The organism is Corynebacterium sp. ES2730-CONJ (genome assembly GCF_024834055.1).
Taxonomy (GTDB): Bacteria; Actinomycetota; Actinomycetes; order Mycobacteriales; family Mycobacteriaceae; genus Corynebacterium.
In genome coordinates, this window is sequence record NZ_JANUXZ010000004.1 from 57,277 (window position 1) to 75,032 (window position 17,756).

The 17,756-nt window shown below is 54.0% G+C and carries 16 protein-coding genes; 6 read left to right on the plus strand and 10 right to left on the minus strand.

The genetic code is table 11. The annotated features are described in order from the left end of the window. Positions 1-9: 9 nt before the first annotated feature. The 4 genes from NXS13_RS05835 to NXS13_RS05850 all read right to left on the minus strand — a co-directional run bounded on the left by NXS13_RS05835 (position 10) and on the right by NXS13_RS05850 (position 3,161). Positions 10-882 (minus strand): PRD domain-containing protein, encoded by an 873-nt coding sequence (locus NXS13_RS05835; protein ID WP_259078879.1) that lies wholly within the window; start codon positions 880-882, stop codon positions 10-12. A 431-nt stretch (positions 883-1,313) separates the two neighbouring features. Then, entirely contained in the window at positions 1,314-1,799 is a 486-nt protein-coding gene (gene ispF / locus NXS13_RS05840) for a 2-C-methyl-D-erythritol 2,4-cyclodiphosphate synthase (RefSeq protein ID WP_259078878.1), read from the minus strand. Beyond that, positions 1,792-2,559, minus strand: a complete 768-nt coding sequence (gene ispD, locus NXS13_RS05845; RefSeq protein WP_259158405.1) for a 2-C-methyl-D-erythritol 4-phosphate cytidylyltransferase — start codon at positions 2,557-2,559, stop codon at positions 1,792-1,794. Before ispD ends, ispF begins: the two co-directional genes overlap by 8 nt. A gap of 17 nt (positions 2,560-2,576) precedes the next feature. Further along, positions 2,577-3,161 carry a CarD family transcriptional regulator gene (locus NXS13_RS05850; RefSeq protein WP_259289487.1) on the minus strand — a complete coding sequence of 195 codons (585 nt, stop codon included), beginning with the start codon at positions 3,159-3,161 and terminating at the stop codon, positions 2,577-2,579. 412 nt (positions 3,162-3,573) lie between these two features. Here NXS13_RS05850 and NXS13_RS05855 point away from each other — a divergent pair, with 412 nt between their 5' ends. Continuing rightward, positions 3,574-4,128, plus strand: a complete 555-nt coding sequence (locus NXS13_RS05855; protein WP_396125070.1) for a hypothetical protein — start codon at positions 3,574-3,576, stop codon at positions 4,126-4,128. A 71-nt stretch (positions 4,129-4,199) separates the two neighbouring features. Then, on the plus strand, positions 4,200-5,576 hold the full coding sequence (gene radA / locus NXS13_RS05860; RefSeq protein WP_259078875.1) for a DNA repair protein RadA: 1,377 nt from the start codon (positions 4,200-4,202) through the stop codon (positions 5,574-5,576). Between the two features lie 4 nt (positions 5,577-5,580). On the opposite strand, the gene NXS13_RS05865 is transcribed toward radA, so the two are convergent. After that, on the minus strand, positions 5,581-6,384 hold the full coding sequence (locus NXS13_RS05865) for a hypothetical protein (protein ID WP_259078874.1): 804 nt from the start codon (positions 6,382-6,384) through the stop codon (positions 5,581-5,583). A gap of 77 nt (positions 6,385-6,461) precedes the next feature. After that, positions 6,462-7,079, minus strand: a complete 618-nt coding sequence (locus tag NXS13_RS05870) for a carbonic anhydrase (protein WP_310470433.1) — start codon at positions 7,077-7,079, stop codon at positions 6,462-6,464. Between the two features lie 63 nt (positions 7,080-7,142). Between NXS13_RS05870 and NXS13_RS05875 the strand changes: the two genes are divergently transcribed. Further along, positions 7,143-8,060: an A/G-specific adenine glycosylase gene (locus NXS13_RS05875; protein WP_259078872.1), complete on the plus strand. Its 918-nt coding sequence runs from the start codon at positions 7,143-7,145 to the stop codon at positions 8,058-8,060. A gap of 40 nt (positions 8,061-8,100) precedes the next feature. Then, complete coding sequence (locus NXS13_RS05880; protein WP_259158409.1) at positions 8,101-9,462, plus strand: lipase family protein; 1,362 nt, start codon at positions 8,101-8,103, stop codon at positions 9,460-9,462. A 47-nt stretch (positions 9,463-9,509) separates the two neighbouring features. Here NXS13_RS05880 and NXS13_RS05885 read toward each other — a convergent pair whose 3' ends face one another. The 3 genes from NXS13_RS05885 to NXS13_RS05895 all read right to left on the minus strand — a co-directional run bounded on the left by NXS13_RS05885 (position 9,510) and on the right by NXS13_RS05895 (position 14,665). Continuing rightward, the gene (locus NXS13_RS05885; protein ID WP_259078869.1) at positions 9,510-10,142 is read right to left on the minus strand and encodes a twin-arginine translocation signal domain-containing protein; all 633 of its coding nucleotides are present in this window, start codon (positions 10,140-10,142) and stop codon (positions 9,510-9,512) included. 2 nt (positions 10,143-10,144) lie between these two features. After that, a complete protein-coding gene (locus NXS13_RS05890) occupies positions 10,145-11,524 on the minus strand; it encodes a 6-pyruvoyl tetrahydrobiopterin synthase (RefSeq protein ID WP_259078867.1) in 1,380 nt (459 codons plus the stop codon). Between the two features lie 435 nt (positions 11,525-11,959). Continuing rightward, positions 11,960-14,665 (minus strand): ATP-dependent Clp protease ATP-binding subunit, encoded by a 2,706-nt coding sequence (locus NXS13_RS05895; protein WP_259289488.1) that lies wholly within the window; start codon positions 14,663-14,665, stop codon positions 11,960-11,962. 271 nt (positions 14,666-14,936) lie between these two features. Between NXS13_RS05895 and NXS13_RS05900 the strand changes: the two genes are divergently transcribed. Further along, complete coding sequence (locus tag NXS13_RS05900; protein ID WP_396124937.1) at positions 14,937-15,854, plus strand: SPFH domain-containing protein; 918 nt, start codon at positions 14,937-14,939, stop codon at positions 15,852-15,854. Beyond that, entirely contained in the window at positions 15,854-16,054 is a 201-nt protein-coding gene (locus tag NXS13_RS05905) for a hypothetical protein (protein WP_259078864.1), read from the plus strand. The genes NXS13_RS05900 and NXS13_RS05905 overlap by 1 nt, the downstream gene beginning before the upstream one ends. A gap of 56 nt (positions 16,055-16,110) precedes the next feature. Here NXS13_RS05905 and NXS13_RS05910 read toward each other — a convergent pair whose 3' ends face one another. Then, the gene (locus tag NXS13_RS05910; protein ID WP_259158410.1) at positions 16,111-17,754 is read right to left on the minus strand and encodes a phospho-sugar mutase; all 1,644 of its coding nucleotides are present in this window, start codon (positions 17,752-17,754) and stop codon (positions 16,111-16,113) included. Positions 17,755-17,756 lie beyond the last annotated feature (2 nt).

The following is a 17,756-nucleotide window of genomic DNA, read 5'->3' on the forward strand; positions in this document are numbered from 1 at the left end:
CTGTCCTTTCTATAGTTGAGGTGCCGACATATGATGATCCTGCATCAGCCCGTGGAGGAAAACCGCGAGATAAGCAGCTTCTCCACCGGCTGTGGGAGGAAAATCAGGGCTACCGAGAATACGGCAGATAAGCTGCCGTGCGAGGGAATATTCTGTATGCAATTGTTGGGCAATCACGGGTTGAGCTGCATTGCTGCGTACTATTCCCCCGCGAAGTCGACGAATCAGGCGAGCGATGGTGGGCTCGAGCCCGGAATCGAAATGGTCAAGATCATAAGCCGATAGATTCAAACCTTCGCGAATAAATCGAAGATATGAGGCGAGTTCATTAGCGGCGGCTAGGGAATTACGCACACTGGTTCCGCTGAGGGCGGCATTGAGGTGCAGCGCAATAAAGCCAGCTTCGCTCTTGGGCAGGGGTGTCCCGTCCAGCTGAGAATTGATATATTGCAACATCACCTCAGCGGCGGAGTACTCCAAGGGGAAAACCGCTCGAATTTCCCCGGTAATACCATTGCTGAGTAATTCATCTCGTTGCGCTCGTTCTAGGGCGAAGACGAGGTGCTCAACTAACAGAACATAGACGCTGGGATGAAGGGGCCCTAAAATATCGGTGGCGAGATCCAAGGCTTGGGAAAAATGTTCGATGAACTCGGTATCTATGGCATTTAATGATTCGAAGAATTGCGCTTGCTCTGGGCTGAGGTGGACGAAGCGTTGGTGCTGCGCTGAGAATGTGATGATATCGCCTGATTTGGCTTGGAAACCCACACCCTTAGCCACGAGGACCTGAGGGATCGTGCCCACGGTGACGAGGACAGCGTTATTACTCAGTACGCGCTTGATTTGGGCGGACTCAGTGGGGTTTAGGGTATCACTCACGGTAGAAACGCCTTCAATAGAGACTTAGCTAAAGGTATGCCAAGTGCTGGGAAACGTTCGCTTACCTCGGTTATGCCTGATCCAGCTATGCTGCTATCTGGTCAGTGACACCCAAAGTTGTTTGTATTATGTATCGATAAATGAATAAAACTCAAGGGAGGGGTGTTAGATTTTGCGGACTTTTACCCCCAACTGTGACCTATACGCAGAAATGCCTTTATCTGAGCGTCCATTTAACTGCCTTTAGTTATTAAAGTACTTAAATCTTTAGGTAACCATGCTTGATAGCCACTGGATGAAGGCTAGCGCCCCATCGCTGGCTCTTATCGCCGACTGCTCTTAGCGCACATGTCCCACCAGCGAGCGCACTCGATTCGCCGCTTCCTTTCCGGCGCAGATATCAACCCACCTAGAATCGTTCGGCTTCTCGATCAGTCTGCTACCCATACCACCGCGGTTGCGATGGCTGCCCGACCCTCGCCGCGTCCGGTAAAGCCCATATGGTCGGTGGTGGTGGCCGATAACGACACTGGGGCGCCTACGATCGTCGACATTTTCGCTTCGGCTTCTTCGCGCCTGGGCCCCATCTTCGGGGTCTGTCCCACTAATTGCACAGCGGCGTTACCGATCACGAAACCCTTAGACTCAAGCAGCTCACGGCATTCTTTCAACAATCTAGCACCGGAGACATTGTCATATTCTTTGCGGCCTACTCCAACGAAGGATCCAAGATCGCCAAGATTCGCCGCTGAGAGGAGGGCGTCGACAAGAGCGTGCGCCACGACATCACCATCGGAATGTCCCTCGCAGCCGGATTCGTGGGGGAATAACAGACAGGCTATCCAGCATGGTTGAGCGGAATCGATCTGGTGGGCGTCGGTTGCGATTCCAACACGGGGGATTATGGGCTTAGTCATCGGGGACCTCAAATATTGTCGGTTCCGCCTCATCAGTGACGGCTTTGGCCAGCATATAGTCGATGGGAGTGGTGATTTTAAAGGCCATGGGGTCACCCGCCACACAACTAATAGGCACCCCAAACCACTCCATGAGGGAGGCATCATCGGTGGCCTGGAAGTGCGGTGGCCCAGAAAAGTAGGCTGCATTCGCCGCGCGAGCTGTTTGAAGGTCGAGACCTTGCGGGGTTTGCACTGCTCGTAAGCTCTCGCGGTCGAGGGTGCGCTCCACGGTATCGCCTTCAACCACCTTGATGGTATCTGTTACAGGCAGCACCGGGATTACTGCTTTATACCCTTGCAAAACGGCCCGCGCCACCCTGGCAATCATGCCGGGCGGTGTGAGAGCGCGCGCTGCGTCGTGGACGAGCACAACCGCTTCTGGGTACGCGATCGCTTGGATCCCCTCCCACACTGAATCAGCCCGTTCACCACCGCCAAAAACTAAGCGCACGGGTATTTCAGCGTGAAGCAGACCAGCTCGCTCCAGAATCGCATGAGCATGTGCTTCCATCGCTGGGCTAATGATAACGATGACTTCATCGACAACACCAGAGTAAATCATGGCGCGTACTGAGCGCTCGATGAGGGTTTTCCCCCGTAGTGCCACATAGGCTTTGGGAAGATCAGCGCCAAGACGTGAGCCCTTGCCCGCCGCTGCGATAAGAGCCACCACAGGACGGGCAGGAAGCTGAGTTACCTGATCTACACGACCACCCATCGTTATATTTTGGGGTCCTAGTCTTTATCGTCGAAGCTCAGATCGTCGAGTTCCACGGGTGTGTCATCGAGATCTTTGGACTCTTGATCGGCCTGGGGGGATACCATCTGGTGGCGGATGATCGTGGCATCCACGTCAGCGAGGATATCTTCTGCCTGTTTCTCATCTTTAATCTGCGCAAGCGCTAATTCACCTACCAGAACCTGGCGCGCCTTTGCCAACATCCGCTTCTCGCCAGCGGATAGGCCCTTCCCCTGATCGCGGCGCCATAAATCGCGCACAACTTCGGCTACCTTATTAACATCACCCGAGGCCAGGCGTTCCTGATTGGCTTTAAAGCGCCTGGACCAGTTACCTGCTTCCTCGACGTCGGTTTCACGCAGGAAACCAAAGACTTTTTGCAGTCCAGCATCGTCGACTACATCTCTGACCCCGACACGCTCGGTATTCTTGGATGGTACGCGCACGACTAAATCAGACTGATGAATCTGCAGGACGAGATATTCAACGGTTTCACCGTTCATCTCGCGCTCTTCGATCGCCTCAATGACGGCTGCACCGTGGTGCGGATAAACTACGGTATCGCCGACTTTGAAATCCATAACCAAGTCTCCTTTATGAGCAAATTTACTTCGGGCTACAATCTTTTCCACATCATCTCAGCTGTCAACCCAGCATTATTGCTAAGCGGTGGCGATTGAAAAAGCGCGCAGTGACCAAATCTTTTCATATACTAACACGTCACAACAACGGGAAATGGATACGAGGAGGTGGCCTTTGCTCGCGGGCTACTGGATATCTCTTCTCAGAGAAGATCAGAATATTATTTAGCTCACAGTTTTTCTGTCTATTCCGTCTTTCCATTGACCCCACATCACACCTTTTAACCACAAAAGTGAAGGCGTCGTCCTAGCTACCGGCTAAAGTGGTAGAGAATCACTATAATTTTCTACCAGCTCAAGAATTTTGTAGCTCCACAGCCATGAACATACCTTTAATTGGAGGACGCGTACCGTGAAGCCTTTTAAATCCACTCGCCGGCTTAGTGCCGCTCTTGTACTTGCCAGCGCTTCGGCCATGGTTCTATCCGCTTGCTCGGCAGGTCAGATCTCTCAGACCTCCAGTCAGGTAGCGGCGGTTGATGGTGCTTCAGCTGAATCCTCCAACGGCGCTATCGCGGTGCGCGACGTGACCGTTCAGGTTGCCCCCGATGGCACCGCTGGGGTGAAATTTACTGCTATTAACCAAGACGACACCAATGCTGATCACACCCTGAAATCCGTCAGCATCGATGGTGTGGAGGCAAGCCTTAAAGGCGATAGCTCTTTAAAGCACGGGTGTAGCTTGGTAGCTAATATCCCCTCTGAAATGAAGAAATTGGTCGAACCTAAGGGCGCTTGCGTCAACCATATCAGCACCACCATTGCTAACCCGGGCTTTTCCTACGGCGGCACCAAAGAGGTGACTTTCGTCTTCGACGATTCCACGATCGTGGTTGATGCCACCACTGCGGCCCCCGTACTCGAATCTGGCCAGCACGACCGCGAACACAGCCATACCGAGCACTAATATTCTTTCCTTTGCTGCGCTGATCGCTTCGATGAGCGCAGTGTTTTTTTGACCTTTGTAAGGTAGAGGCTATGGCGAAGAAAGTACGGAGCACTCATATCTGCGCGGAATGTGGCTATTCCTGCCCCAAGTGGCTAGGACGGTGCCCCGAATGCGGTACCTGGGGATCCATGGAAGAGAGAATGGTCCAACCCGTAGCCCACCAGGTCCCTTCCGCAGGCACAGCTCTCACGCCAACATCCCCCGCTACCTCGATCACTCGCATCAATCCTGAAGATGCGCCCTCGGTGAGTACCGGAATCGGAGAACTCGACCGAGTTCTAGGAGCCGGAATCGTCGCCGGATCTGTTATTCTGCTGGCTGGCGAACCTGGGGTTGGTAAATCCACGCTCCTTTTAGAAGTGGCCTCGAAGTGGGCTAAGGAAAAAAATCCCGATGGATCTCCTCGTATCGCCCTATACGCTACCGCCGAGGAATCTGCTGGCCAGGTGCGTATGCGCGCGGAGCGCACCCACGCTTTAGAGGAAAGCCTCTACCTCGCAGCCGAATCCAATGTGGATATTCTCTTTGGCCATATTGAAAAGTTGCAACCAAGTCTGCTCATAGTCGATTCTGTGCAGACTATGTCTCTTAGTGGTGTTGAGGGCGTATCTGGTGGGGTGGCGCAATCACGCGCAGTCACCGCAGCGTTAACAACTGTGGCTAAACGCTCTGGAATACCTATTATTTTGGTAGGTCACGTCACCAAGGACGGCACTGTGGCCGGCCCGCGCGTTCTCGAGCATCTCGTCGATGTGGTTTTGAATTTTGAAGGTGACCGGCACTCTAGTTTGCGTTTTCTGCGTAGTATTAAAAATCGCTTCGGGGCCACCGATGAGGTGGGATGTTTTGAGCAGCAATCCGACGGTATCAAGGAGGTCGCAGATCCCTCGGGGCTCTTCCTCTCCCATCGAGATTCCACCCCCGATGGCACTGCTGTCACGGTAGCCATGGATGGTGTGCGTCCAATTTTGGCAGAAGTGCAGTCACTAGTGGTACCTACTGAATCCAAAAACCCCCGGCGCGCCGTTACTGGGTTGGATGCCACCAGGGTTCCCATGGTGCTCGCTGTATTATCAGCGCGCGCGGGCAAACGGACCCACGACAAGGAAGTCTATGTGGCGACCGTTGGAGGGATGAAGGTGGGTGAACCCGCAACCGATCTGGCAATCGCTTTAGCGACTGCCTCAGCAATGGCGAGGAAATCGCTTCCGCCTCAAACTGTGGTTTTAGGAGAGGTGGGTTTAGCTGGCGAGATTCGACGGGTCCCCCATCTTGCACGTCGCTTAGCAGAGGCTAAACGGCTGGGTTATCAGCAGGCGATTATTCCGCGCACGGAGGAAAAAATAGAGGGCATCACCGTCTTTACGGTTGATACCCTCCTCGATGCGCTGAGACTTTTTCTATAGCCTCCTATCCCAGTTTGAAATCGAAAGGCTGGGAAGCATTGGAGCCCATGACGGTGTGCAAATAGTAGGCTCCGGCTGGTACTGGTTGTCTATTGGCACAGCTTTCAGGGGTTGAGGTAGTCCGAGACCAGCGCGCTTCAAATTTGCGCTCTTTGCCTGCCGGGAATATTTGAGTACCGAGCCCCACGGGGGCGTTGCAATCAATATCTGCCCACATGCGGCTATTATTCGCCAGCTGGTAAACCTCGAAGCGTAAAACATCAGAAGTAAGATCAATGGAACAGTCCGCTTCGGTGGGATTCTTCACCGTCATGAAGAAGCTCGGGAGCTCCTTATCGTTATAGAAAATCTTGTCAGCTGAGGCGGTGATCATCAGGTCAGCTAATTCGCAGGTCTTTTTCACTTCAGGTGCTTGCTCGTTTGCCGGGTTTTCCGGTGGAAGAGTGGGATCGACTTCTTTTGCTGGTTGGTCCGCGCTTTCATCCGAGGGCTCGAGGGTGATTGTGACACTCGGTACGCTCGTCTTTTCAGGCTCGTCCAAGGCGATGACCGCCTTTGTTGAGGTACTGGTGACAGTCGATGCGACGGGGGCAGAATTATCGCTACCCCGAGTTGTTAGTAGGAAGATGAGCGGCAGCGCGATGGCCGCAACGATAATGATGGCGGCCCAACGACGGCGTCGATAATAAATCTCGGGGAGCCTTTTCGGCCCAGCATGATCAGCATGGTCGGTACCCCGCCGTCGGGGAGCTCCTGGTGCAGGTGACTGCGGGCGGGAATAACTGGAATGATTATCTCGGCGATCCACACCCTAAGCCTAAAGCGAAACTACCTAACAAGCGCGCTTAACCGGCGGTGTGTTGCCAGTATTTTCTCTCAGTCCCGTCAAAAACCTGCGGTTTTCACGGTATCTACATGGCCATCGACGATACTGTAGTGGGCAGCTACCATTGCGGTCTCACCCTTTTCAACGGCAGCGTTAATCACCGACGATAATTGAGTTATTTTGCGCATAATCGCCGAAGCATGTTCCCGCTCGAAGTCTGCCGAGCTGTGAAAACCATGACTCTTTGCCTCCAAGATGGACGGGGCAATTTGCTCCACGATGGCTCGCTGATGGCCAGTGGGCACTTGTGCTCCCTCAAGAACCACCTGGGCAGCAGCTTCAACGGCACCACAGGAAGCGTGTCCAAGGACCACAACCAATTCCACTCCGAGATTGGCCACCGCAAATTCGAGGGAGGCTAGTACCGCGGTATCGACGACTTCGCCAGCGGTACGAACCACAAAGGTATCACCCAAGCCGACGTCAAAAAGCAATTCAACCGGAACTCTCGAGTCGCCACACGTGAGTACAGCGGCGCGAGGCTCTTGCTTCAAAGATAATTCAGCGCGTCGGCTCACTGATTGATTGGGGTGCTCCGGGGCGCCTTCGGCGAAGCGGCGATTGCCCTCAAGCAATCCCTTCCACACGGCTTGCGGGTCCCGCGATAAACCTGTCATAGTGAGTATTTTTACACGGCGGTAGCGCTGGTGGAAATAGGCACGATAGAATAGAGCGTTCTCATGCACACATCACCATCACCTCAGCTCCTCCCTCCAGAAGATTTAGCGCATATTCAGAATACTGTTATTCAGTGGTATTCCCATAACGCCCGGGAGATAATTTGGCGCACGCCAGCGACGAGCGCGTGGGGCATCTTGGTCAGTGAAGTGATGAGCCAGCAAACCCCGGTGGCTCGTGTGGAACCTCTCTGGCAGGCGTGGATGCATCGGTGGCCGGAGCCGCGCGATCTGGCCCATGCTCCCACCGCCGATATCTTAAAAGCATGGGACCGTCTCGGCTATCCGCGACGAGCATTACGGCTAAAAGAATGCGCTACCGTCATTGCCCATGAGTATGGCAATGAAGTGCCCAGTGATCTGGGCTCATTATTGTCGTTGCCAGGAATTGGCACCTATACAGCCGCTGCGGTTGCGGCTTTTGCCTTCGGCCAACGAGTACCGGTACTAGATACCAATGTGCGTAGGGTACTCTCGCGTCTCATTTACGCCCGCTATCTTAATCCTAAAAGCTCTACCAGCAAGCGTGAATTACGTGAGCTCGAGGATTTGCTTCCCGCTAGCGACGCTCCTCAATTCTCCGTTGGACTTATGGAGTTGGGGGCACTCGTTTGCAAGACCATTCCCGCCTGTGATCGATGCCCCTTAACTGGCCTATGTGCGTGGCAACGAGCTGGATGCCCCGAGCCGAGCACTCAAGAACGGGAGATAGCACGTCACAGAGTACAAAAATTCAGTGGAACCGACCGCGAGGTCCGCGGCAAAATTATGGCTGTGTTGCGCCACGCCGAGCACCCAGTCAGTGCGATGGATTTGGCCACGATATGGCCTGACAGTGAGCAGTACACGCGCGCCCTGGAGGGGCTTATACGAGACAAACTGGCCCAAGAAAGCAATGGGTTCTTCCATCTTCCCCACTAGAATCTATTATTTTTTCATCAGACTCGGTTAGATTGGTGGTATGAAAAGTAGACAACGCCTTATCGGGGCCATTTCAGCTATTGCTCTCAGCGTGGGAAGTTGTGTTCTTGCAGTACCCGCAGTAGCCCAATCCTCAGTCAATGATGTAATTGCGGGTGTTGATTGGGCCGGGACACACCGAACTGATGCGTGGGTTGAATCGCCTATCGACGATGCTTTTTACGCTACTCCTGAGGTTATGGATCCGCGCCCGGGTGCAGTCTTAAGAACTCAGCCGGCTCCCCATCTCCTCAATACTTTCGGCCCGCGATTTCCCGCATATGCACAGAAGATCCTCTATACGTCCACCACTCAGGATGGCCGCCCAGTTCCAGTCAGTGGCTATATTATGGAGCCTCGGAACCCATGGCGCGGACCGGGCCCTGTGCCCACAGTGATCTTTGCCCCCGGCACCCGTGGTCAAGCAGATATTTGCGCTCCCTCGCGCGGTGCATACCTTCTGGGATCCTATTCACGCCCTGATAAGGCGCTGGGAATCAACTACGAGATTATCGTGCAATATCATCTCCTGGAGCTCGGGATGAGGGTAGTGAACACGGACTATATAGGTTTGGGAACTGAGGGGGTGCACACCTATGTCAATAATATTGAAGAGGCTCACGCGGTTCTGGATGCTGCCCGCGCAGCACTATCTGTAGCCAACGTAGACCCGCGCTCCCCCATTGCCTTCTACGGTTATAGCCAAGGTGGTGGCGCTGCTGCAGCAGCCGCGGAATTTGCCTCGAGCTATGCCCCCGAACTCAATGTTAAGGGGACCTACGCCGGTGCGGTACCAGCTGATCTCCCCCAGGTCATCAAGGCGATCGACGGCTCGAGCATTTCCGGTGTCCTGGGAATGTCTATCAATAGCTATGCGGCACGCGATCCGGAATTTAGATCGATCGTAAAGGAATATCTCAATGAAGCTGGTGAGGAATTCTTAAGGCGCTCAGCACGTAGCTGCCTAGCAGATGCCGCCGTCGACGATGGACTCAAAACTACAAGGTTCTTTACCAAAGATGGGCGCACACTAAGCGAAAGTCTCGGCAGCGATCCGCGGATTATTAAGATTCTCGACCGCCAAAAACTGGGAAGAAAGAAGCCAAGCGCTCCCATTATGGTGGGCTCGGCAATTCACGACGATCTCGTTCCTAATGCGCAAGTGCGCCAACTAAGTCGCGACTACTGTCAGCTAGGCGCTGAGGTCTACTACTTCGAATCATCACTTCCGGTCATAACCCCGAGCATTCCTTCCGGGCTTAATCACGCGGCGCAGGCCTTTGGTGATCTGCCTGAGGCTGCACGCTACCTATACGATCGCTTCCTGGATCGCCCGGCTTTGAATAATTGCCCAGCAACATAGTCACCCGAAAATAAATGACCTCCCCGCAGACTGGGGAGGTCATTTACTTAGAAGGGGAATGTTTTCCACCAAGGGGTTTGGGTTCGAGGGCGTGGCTTCGGGCGCCGCCGGCGCGGTCGCTTCGGTTGCTTCGGCTGCTCAGGTCGTTCTGGGCGCCGCGGCCGGGAGGGGACTACCTGAAGCGAGCTTGAGAATGGTTGACCAACAACAAACTCCTGGGAAAAAACCTCATAATAATCGTTGTGATCGGTACTAAGCTGTGCGGTTGCTAGAAGTCGTAGCCCTGTTGCAGGCTCACCGGTCCACTGCAGTTCGAAGATCGATGTCACCTGTGGCGAGATGGCTTCTGGCAGGCGGAAATTCCACACGCCATCTTCAGATTTGAAGCCGTGGTCACCTTCGAGAGCTGGAATGGCCTGGGAAGCCATACCAATAAGTCCAGCTGAATCCAGCTGGCGTGCATTCATGCGGATATTCACTGCATCCAGCACCATATCTGTCGGATTGGATATCACGAGGTAACGCGGTAGACCAGCGGGATTTAGTTCAGCGAAATCAAGAGTAATAAGCTCCGTTTGCGCTTGCCCATGAGGGCGCGCTGCTGCAGGTAGCGCACTGGATGCGACCATAACGGCACCAGTTACGGCTATCGATGTCATAAAATCACGGCGAGAGAGCATCTCTACTGCCCCTTTCGAGAGATTCGGAAAATGCCACCAATGGTGCCCTGCCACCAGGTTCCATAGGAGTCGATGGTGCCCACCATCTGAAGGGTGTCAGTACCCAAAAGAGTGACTAGCCCTGGTAGGCGTTGAGAATATACGGTTTGGCCGGTCTCAATATCGATGGCAACGGCGTTGACGGTAATCCCATTAGCAAGACCGGCAGGTCCTCGAGGGCGTTCGCAGGTATAAATCAACCCATCTGCGGCTGAGTATCGCGGGACGGCGGAGGAATAGATATCTTCTCGCCTCCACACCTGCTTGAGACCGCGAGCGCCTAGATCCCAGCGCTCAAATCCAGGGGAGAAGAGATCGTGAGCTGGCATGGAGGGGCCGGCCCCCTCTGGATAGCGAGGATAGGGATAACCATAGGTGCAGGCGGCAATAATCGTATGACCGATGCCGATCATGGAATTCTCGCTGCCAGACTTAAATGGCATGAAAAGCCCCGCTCGCCCCAGCTCCTTGGCAGTTGCTGTCTCGTAGACTACGACGGACTCCTGGATATCCCCGTTATCGGTGAGCATGAGGTAGTCGCTGCCATTTGGCCCAAAGAACGTGGGCGAAGCCCCGGAGCCGTACGCCAATTTTCCGGGTTTACGGTGTGAGCCGTAATCGTAACCCACAGACCAAACGACCTCCGGCCGACCGCTGCGCCAATCAAGCAGATACATCCCGCGGTTGGTGATGACCGAGACACCCTCGGGGGCCGAGGAAATGGAGTTATCTACTCGCTCCCCGGTGGGATCGAAGTGGTTGAGGGTGATGCCGCGCACCTCGCGGAGATTTTCATCCATGACGGCCACCCGGCCGTTACGCGAGGCCAGCCAGACACGACCTGACCAATCGGGGGTCAATCCCACGATCTGGTCTCCAGGCTGCTGAGAGAGAAAACTTGATAGATCAGCACGCTGATCAACATAAAGAGCAGACCCAGATGCATCGTGTGCGACGCGAATTAGTGTTCCGGTACCGTCGGTGACCACCATGCGATTGCGGTGGTCGATATAGGCGTATACAGCCCCAAGCAAGGCGCCCTTAGGAATTTCCAGCGAGCTGAGAAGAGATCCATTGGGGTGGAGGAGGGAGATCTTTGGTTGCAGAAACGTGAGGTCGCTGCCAAAGCGCTGGGTGGTGAGGACCTGAATGAAATCATCGTGGCCTACCAAGACTGTGGGGCAGGCTCCACCCAAGTTGAGGGCTTGTATATCCCAAGGTCCTGCGCCCGGCCCGGGCAATGGGGTGCAGTCCGAGGCCTGGGCGTCGCCATGCATAGTGGCGGTTCCCAATGGCCCCAGAAATGGGTTGGGTTGCGCGTTGTAATGTAATTGCGTCTTCATTGTCTAAGGGAGATATCTTTCAGTAATCTTCGAAACTATTCGAAGCTGCCTAAGTTGAACCTCAGCAATTATAGGTGTCATATCAACGTCTACCGATTCGTGCCCGCCGCACCCCAGGCCGGCCTCAAATCGGCTCCAAAATATTCAAAAAATACTTAAGATCGCTTAGCATTTTCACATAAAAAGCTCTCCGCACCCCCTCGGGGGTATGGAGAGCTATCTCTTAGTTCTGCGGAGCAATAACCCGCCGCCTTGCTACGCCAGCCCCTCCCCCCATATTGGGCCACCACAGCCCGTTCGTCCGCTGACTCATGGGCGGTATGGTGATTAATTTCACAATTAACCCGCCAAAATCTCTTTATAGCCACAGCCAAAAACCGCCCCCACACCTTTACGCGGGGGGCGGTTTTTCAACACTAAAACAGTGGACTTATCTTAAGACTCGCGATCCTCATCCTCGGGGGAATCTTCTGCTGTCAAAAAATGTCGGCCTCGCTCTCCATCAGCGGTAGCGCTTTCAGATTCCTCCTCCGGGGTAGGAGCTTCACTAGCCTCAATAACTTCTTCTTGGGCTTGTTCCGCGGGGCTGAGCCCAGGCAAGTCAGGCAGTGGCTTTGGGCGGGGGCTAAAGGTGAAAGTTGCATCCGCAATATTCTTAGATTCACCATCCCAGCCATCAACATCCACGGTCACAATCTCACCGGCACCTATTTCACCAAAGAGGATCTTCTCACTCAAGGCATCTTCGATCTCCCGCTGAATGGTGCGGCGCAAAGGACGAGCACCTAGCACTGGATCGAAGCCGCGTTTGGCCAGAAGATTCTTAGCCTTTGTAGATAGCTCAATACCCATATCCTTGGCAGCAAGTGCCTTCTCCACGCGAGCGATGAGCAGATCCACCATCTCCACAATCTCGCTTTGGGTGAGCTGGTGGAAGACTACAATATCGTCGATGCGGTTGAGGAATTCGGGCCTGAAGTGCTTCTTAAGCTCGTCGTGGACCTTATTCTTCATCCGCTCGTACTGGCCCTCGACGCCGTTATCGTCAGAAGAGCTAAAGCCGATACCGACTGCCTTAGAAATATCTCTCGTGCCTAGGTTCGACGTGAAAATCAAAACAGTATTCTTGAAATCCACCACTCGCCCTTGACCATCGGTCAGCCGGCCATCTTCGAGCACCTGCAGCAGGGTATTGTAAATTTCCTTGTGCGCCTTTTCGATCTCGTCAAAAAGTACCACGGAGAATGGTTTGCGGCGAACCTTCTCGGTTAATTGGCCGCCTTCTTCATAGCCCACATATCCTGGAGGGGCACCGAAGAGACGGGAGGCTGTAAAGCGATCGTGGAATTCACCCATATCGATCTGGATCAGCGCGTCATCTTCCCCAAAGAGGAAATTCGCGAGTGCTTTTGATAGCTCCGTTTTACCCACACCTGATGGGCCGGCAAAGATGAAGGAACCGGATGGGCGACGCGGATCCTTAAGGCCGGCTCGTGTGCGCCTAATAGCACGCGCCACAGCCTTGACGGCATCGTTTTGGCCGATAATGCGCTTGTGCAGCTCGTCTTCCATATGAAGCAGGCGAGAGGATTCTTCCTCGGTGAGCTTGAATACGGGGATGCCTGTCCAATTAGCAAGCACCTCAGCAATCTGCTCTTCGCCTACCTCGGCAATATCCTCGAGATCACCGTTACGCCATTGCTTTTCCTTCTCATCGCGTTCTTCACCGAGTGTGCGCTCTTGATCGCGCAGACCCGCAGCTTTCTCGAAATCTTGGGCATCAATGGCGGCTTCTTTTTGTTTGCGCACTTCAGCAATGCGCTCATCAACTTCGCGCAGGGATTCCGGCGCAGTCATTCTCTTGATGCGCATCCGGGCACCCGCTTCGTCGATAAGATCGACAGCTTTATCGGGCAAGAAGCGATCATTGATATACCGTGAGCTCAAATTCGCTGCGGCGGCCAAAGCTGTATCCGTGATAGAGACTCGGTGGTGAGCCTCGTAGCGGTCGCGCAGACCCTTCAAGATCTCGATGGTATCTTCCACCGATGGCTCAGGAACATTGACAGGCTGGAAACGGCGCTCGAGCGCAGCATCTTTTTCAATATGCTTGCGGTACTCATCAAGTGTAGTTGCACCTATAGTTTGTAGTTCACCACGTGCCAGCTTCGGCTTGAGCAGGGATGCAGCATCGATGGCACCTTCAGCAGCACCAGCACCAACAAGAGTGTGAATCTCATCAATGAAGAGGATAATATCGCCGCGCTGGTTGATTTCCTTGAGCACCTTCTTCAGGCGCTCCTCGAAATCACCACGATAACGAGAACCTGCGACCAGCGAGCCTAAGTCGAGGGAGTAAACCTGCTTATCCTTGAGGGTCTCGGGAACCTTGCCATTGACAATATCTAAAGCTAATCCCTCGACAACAGCAGTTTTGCCGACGCCTGGTTCACCGATGAGCACTGGATTATTCTTCGTACGACGCGAGAGCACCTGCATAATGCGTTCAATCTCTTGCTCACGGCCCACAACGGGATCCAGCTTACCTTCACGCGCTGCCTGGGTAAGGTTTCGGCCGAACTGATCTAAAACTAGGGAATTGGAGCGGTCCTGGCCGCCGCGGCCCCCGCGCGGGCTGGAATTGCCTACGGTACTGCCGGCACCCACTGCCTCTGGCCCCTCGGGATTATCCTTATTCTCCCCCTCGTAGCCGGAAAGTAACTGAATAACCTGTTGACGCACCCGAGGTAGATCAGCGCCGAGTTTCACTAATACTTGAGCTGCTACCCCATCGCCTTCGCGAATGAGCCCAAGGAGTAGAAATTCGGTGCCGATATATTTGTGCCCCATCTGCAGTCCCTCACGAAGGGAGAGTTCGAGAACTTTCTTAGCTCGAGGCGTAAAGGGAATATGACCAACGGGAGCCTCGGAACCTTTGCCGATAATATCTTCCACCTCTTGGCGCACGGCCTTGAGTGAGATGCCCATAGACTCAAGGGCTTTGGCGGCAACACCTTCACCTTCGTGGATAAGACCTAAGAGAATGTGTTCGGTACCAATATAGTTGTGGTTAAGAGTGCGTGCCTCTTCTTGAGCCAGCACGATAACGCGCCTAGCTCGGTCGGTAAAACGCTCGAACATGGTATAAGTGATCTCCTTTTGTCTCTACAGCTAATAGCCCTTATGTTATCGCAGGAAAAAACACTCTCGGCGATCAACGTTCGATCCAACAGTCATCAAGGCGGTGTTTTTCCAGTCCACGGGTAGTTTTTAGAGCTGTACGCCTGTAGCGAACACCTAGACAATCGCCCTTTTCAGACCCATTTCCCCAGTGGCTTCTATTGGCGGCGGAGCAGTGCTAGCGTAAAAAAGTGATATCACTTTTTATCCCCTCAACGCCTAGGAGAGCTCTATGGACGCCCCGCTCCAAGTCCCAACCGCAAGCAATACCAATATATCCATCAATGAAGTACCAGCTCAGTCCTTCCGGGGTGCCACAGCAGTAGCAATTATGCTCACCTCCTTCATCCTCGTAATCCTCGCGGCCCTAACCGCCTTTGTTATCCCCGACGTCTGGGCGGACGGCCTCGTAGGGTTTTTCGTAGTAGTGCTAGGTTTCATTCTTCTTCATATTCGCATCATTTCTCCTGGACAAACGCTCATTGTGCAGTTTTTTGGTTCCTACAAGGGCACTCTTCGCGCTGATGGCTTACACCTGATTTACCCCTTGCATATGTCCAGGAAAATCAGCGTCAGGGTTCGTAATTTCGAGACTGCGACGACCAAGGTCAACGATCTCAACAGCAACCCGATTACGATCGGTGCTATTGTCGTCTGGCAGATCACCGATACCGCGAAAGCACACTTCGCCGTAGAGGAGGTGGAAGACTTTATCCAATCCCAGGCTGAATCAGCATTGCGCCACGTCGCCACCACACACCCCTATGATTCCCAAGATGTTGACCATATTCCATCACTAAGCGGCAGTACCGATCTCGTCAGTGAGGAATTAGCTCGAGAAGTTGCGGCACGTGCCGTCGTTGCCGGTATTGATATTATCGAGGCGCGAATTTCTTCACTCTCCTATTCCCCAGAGATCGCTCAAGCAATGCTGAGGCGGCAGCAAGCCTCTGCCATTGTCGATGCCCGCGAAACTATCGTGGAGGGTGCGGTCTCGATGGTTGACTCAGCGCTGGAACAAATCGAACGCCGCAATATTGTCGACCTAGATCCTGAGCGTCGCGCCGCGATGGTATCCAACCTCTTAGTGGTGCTGTGCTCGGATACCTCGACTCAACCTGTGGTTAACGCCGGTAGTCTATATAGCTAGTGGCACCGCGTAAAGCCCTCCCCCTCAGACTCGATCCCGCTATTCACCGCGCTGTTAAGCAATTAGCTGACGATAGTTTTATCAGCGTCAACGCTCAAATCGAGATTCTTTTGCGGGAGGCACTTAAGAACCGAGGGCGCCTGCCTCGCGATATTGGTGATATCCCGAGACCGGGTCGACCTAAAAAGACCGAAGGATAAATAAAGGGAGCCGCCTTTTCCACGTAATGGAATAGGCGGCTCCGAGTGGCGTTGAGCTAAAAGCCAAGAATTTCTTTGAGCTCTATCTTGAGAGCGTCGAGGCGCTCATCTGCATTCTTATGAGAATCCGATACTACTTCGAGGTAGCATTTCAGCTTCGGTTCGGTACCGCTCGGGCGCACCACAATGCGGTCCTTGGCGCTGGTGGCAATCCAGAAACCCGGGGTACCTGGTAGCCCACGGAAGCCATCCGAAAGGTTACTAAATTCTGTCACCTCGGCGCCACCTAGAGTTTTCGGCGCCGTGGTCTCCAAATTGTGCAGACCTTGTTGGATCAAGCTGGTATCTGCCACGCGGAACGTTAGAGGACTGGTCTTATACAGGCCGTATGCCTGTGCAATCTCGTCGAGAAGATCTTGGATATTCTTACCTTCCGCGACCAAGCGCTTATTAAGATCGGCTACCCGCAGGCAGGCAGTGATACCGTCTTTGTCACGCACCGCTTGCGGATCCGAGCAATACCCTAATGCTTCTTCGTATCCAAAGATGAGGTTGGGGGTGCGCCCAATCCACTTGAATCCCGTGAGAGTATTGGCAAATTTCAGTCCATGACCACGAGCGATCTCACCCAAAAGTTGAGAAGAAACGATACTGCAGGCCAGAGTGGCATCATCATCGCCGTGGTGGGCACGGGCAATATCCTCACCTAGAAGAGCACCGACCTCGTCGCCTGAGAGCTGACGCCAGGTGCCCTTGTGTTTGATAGCCACTGAGCACCGATCCGCGTCGGGATCGAGAGCCAAGATCAGCTCGGCTCCACGACGATCTGCTTCTTGGTAGGACAGATCAAGTGCGCCCGCTTCCTCTGGGTTAGGGAAAGCGACGGTTGGGAAATCAGGATCTGGTTCCTGCTGCTCGGGGCAAGGGAAAGCATGGCTAAACCCGGCGCGCTTGAGAGCTTCACCTAACGTTGCTCCACCCACGCCATGCATGGCGGTGAAGACCATGGGAATATCACACGTCGTCGCTGGTGCCTGAGGGAGCTCCAGGGCTCTAGCAAAATACGGTTCCAAGACTTCTTCGGCAGCAATATCGCGGATACGTTCGCGGTTGCGGGCTATCTCATCGGCGAAGGGAGCCGCATCGATCTGAGCGGAAATTTCTGCATCTGCTGGGGAGATGAGCTGTACGCCCTGTTCCGCTTCACCGTGGACCACGCGACCGCCGAGGTAGACCTTGTAGCCATTATCTTGAGGTGGATTATGCGAAGCAGTGACCATAATGCCTGCATCGCAATCGAAATAACGCACGCTGAAGGCGGTAATCGGGGTAGGGAGTTGCTGTGGGAGAGCCAGCACCTCAATACCAAGAGCACTCAAGATCTCGCAGGTTGCTTGATAAAAGTCAGCGGAACCGTGGCGAGCGTCGCAGCCCACAACCACTTTAGGGCTATCGATGAGGTCCACGAGATATTTACCAACACCGTAGGTAGCGCGAGATACAGTTGCGACATTCATGCGGGATTCACCCGCCGCTACCGCGCCACGAAGACCCGCGGTACCAAAACTCAAAGGTCCTTGAAAGCGCTCCGCTAAGGCTTCATGGTCACCAGCGTCGAGGAGGGCTTGTAATTCCTTCTGGGTTGCGGGGTCGGGATCATGAGCGATCCACTGCGTGACCTTCTCGTTGAGGGTGCTCATGA

Bases quoted from the DNA above. Each gene is read 5' to 3' on its own strand.
- NXS13_RS05900 (WP_396124937.1), top strand. From the start codon at position 14,937: ATGGACGCCCCGCTCCAAGTCCCAACCGCAAGCAATACCAATATATCC.
- ispF (WP_259078878.1), bottom strand. From the start codon at position 1,799: ATGACTAAGCCCATAATCCCCCGTGTTGGAATCGCAACCGACGCCCAC.
- radA (WP_259078875.1), top strand. From the start codon at position 4,200: ATGGCGAAGAAAGTACGGAGCACTCATATCTGCGCGGAATGTGGCTAT.
- NXS13_RS05910 (WP_259158410.1), bottom strand. From the start codon at position 17,754: ATGAGCACCCTCAACGAGAAGGTCACGCAGTGGATCGCTCATGATCCC.
- NXS13_RS05870 (WP_310470433.1), bottom strand. From the start codon at position 7,079: ATGACAGGTTTATCGCGGGACCCGCAAGCCGTGTGGAAGGGATTGCTT.
- NXS13_RS05885 (WP_259078869.1), bottom strand. From the start codon at position 10,142: ATGCTCTCTCGCCGTGATTTTATGACATCGATAGCCGTAACTGGTGCC.
- NXS13_RS05880 (WP_259158409.1), top strand. From the start codon at position 8,101: ATGAAAAGTAGACAACGCCTTATCGGGGCCATTTCAGCTATTGCTCTC.
- NXS13_RS05895 (WP_259289488.1), bottom strand. From the start codon at position 14,665: ATGTTCGAGCGTTTTACCGACCGAGCTAGGCGCGTTATCGTGCTGGCT.
- NXS13_RS05875 (WP_259078872.1), top strand. From the start codon at position 7,143: ATGCACACATCACCATCACCTCAGCTCCTCCCTCCAGAAGATTTAGCG.
- NXS13_RS05850 (WP_259289487.1), bottom strand. From the start codon at position 3,161: ATGGATTTCAAAGTCGGCGATACCGTAGTTTATCCGCACCACGGTGCA.
- NXS13_RS05890 (WP_259078867.1), bottom strand. From the start codon at position 11,524: ATGAAGACGCAATTACATTACAACGCGCAACCCAACCCATTTCTGGGG.
- ispD (WP_259158405.1), bottom strand. From the start codon at position 2,559: ATGGGTGGTCGTGTAGATCAGGTAACTCAGCTTCCTGCCCGTCCTGTG.